The organism is Mesorhizobium sp., from assembly GCF_004962925.1.
Taxonomy (GTDB): Bacteria; Pseudomonadota; Alphaproteobacteria; order Rhizobiales; family Rhizobiaceae; genus Mesorhizobium.
Genome location: NZ_SUEO01000324.1, coordinates 1 through 1,758 on the forward strand (window position 1 = coordinate 1; position 1,758 = coordinate 1,758).

At 66.0% G+C, this 1,758-nt stretch carries 1 protein-coding gene and 1 pseudogene; both read right to left on the reverse strand.

What is annotated here, in order from left to right; all coding sequences use genetic code 11:
- A partial coding sequence (locus tag E5W87_RS33945; RefSeq protein ID WP_292407851.1) for a xanthine dehydrogenase family protein molybdopterin-binding subunit occupies positions 1 to 1,624 on the reverse strand: 1,624 nt, incomplete at its 3' end.
- A 9-nt stretch (positions 1,625 to 1,633) separates the two neighbouring features.
- Positions 1,634 to 1,758, reverse strand: a pseudogene (locus tag E5W87_RS33950) (xanthine dehydrogenase family protein subunit M); the annotation flags it as partial.

The window sequence follows — 1,758 nt, forward strand, 5'->3', positions numbered from 1 at the left end:
GCTTGAGGGCTTGGCAGGAGTTATGCAGCGCCGACCCCGCGCTCGCCGCGCCCCAGGACCCGCCCGAGCCCGCGGTACGCGGGAAGCGGCTGTCGCCGAGTTCCACTTTGATGGACGAGATCGGTAGGCCGAAGCTCTCCGCAGCGATCTGGGTCAGGATCGTATAGCTGCCGGTCCCAATATCGGTCATGTCGAGCCGCGCCGTCACCCGACCGTCCCGGTCGATCGCAACTCGCGCCGTCGCCGCGCCGATGTAGTTCGGACGGATCGCCGCCGCCATGCCGTAGCCAATGAGCTTCCGGCCCTCTCGGGTGCGGGCCGGTGTCGGGTCTCTCCGCTCCCAACCGAAACGGCGGGCGCCTTCCTCCATGCAGGCGACGAGATTGCGGGTGGAGAACGGCACGCCGCGCTCGGGATCCTGTGCCGGTTCGTTGCGGATTCTGAGTTCGATCGGGTCCAGGCCGAGCCGCTCGGCGAGCTCATCCATGGCGCATTCGAAAGCCAGCATGCCGGGCGCCTCACCGGGTGAGCGCATCCATTCGCCGCGGTTGATATCCAGCGGAACCAGGCGATGACGGGTAACACGGTTCGGCGCCGCATAGAGCGAGCGGGCAAAAACTGCCGTTTGTTCGCAGTACTCCTCGAAGCTGGACGTTGCGGACCAGACATCGTGCGCGATCGCGGTGAGCCGCCCGTCGGTATCCGCGCCGAGACGTACCTGTTGGATCATCTCTGCGCGGTGTCCGGCATTGGCAAACATCTGTTGTCGCGTCAGCGCGATCTTCACGGGACGCTGCAGGGCCTGCGCTGCAAGCGCGGCCAGGATCGTATCGGCATGGGCAATCAGCTTGGAGCCGAAGCCGCCGCCGATGAAGGGGCTGATGATGCGCACACGCTCGGGCGGGATGCGAAGCGTGCTGGCGACCCCAGCCCGGAAATTCGCGAGGGTCTGCGCCGATGTGTGGATCGTCAGCTCGTTGCCTGACCAGGCGGCGAGCGTCGCATGGGGCTCCATCGGATTGTGATGTTCAAAGGGGGTCCGGTAAGTAGCATCGATCTTGACTGGAGCCGCAGCAAAGGCGCTCTCGAAGTCGCCGATCACGCTGTCGGTCTCGAAGCCGGCATTGGTCCGCTTCGGTGCGTAGGCGTCGGCCTTATGTCCCGGTAAATCGTAGATGCCCGGCTCCTCGTCGTAGCGCACTTTGATGAGGCCCGCAGCAGCGCGTGCCGCCTCGAACGTCTCTGCGACGACCAGTGCGACGGGCTCGTCGTAATACCGCACCCGCTCGCTGTTGAGCGCGGGCCGGGCGCGCGTGAAGACCTCCGGCACGGTCGGGGTGACCGCCGGGCCGAAATCCGGCTGGGCCGGCGCATTCCGGTGCGTCATGACGAGCAGCACTGCCGGCGCCCGTTCGGCTTCGGCCGTGTCGATTTCGGCGATGCGCCCCTTGGCGACGGCGGCACCGAGAATATAGCCATAGGCCATACCACCCAGCGCATTCTCGTAGGCGTAGGTGGCGCCGCCTCTCACTTTGAGCGGACCGTCGATGCGGTCGATCGGGCGCCCGATGACGCCATTGCGTGTTTCGGATGGACGGTTCTCGCTGGTCTTCGTCTCTGTCATCGTGTCACCTCACGCACTCTCGACGGCAGCAGCGAGCGTGTGCCGCATCGTCCGTTTCGCCAGCGGGATCTTGAAATCATTGCCGCCATGGCCGACTGCTCCGGCGAGCGCGGCTTCGGCCGCGTCGGTAAAGG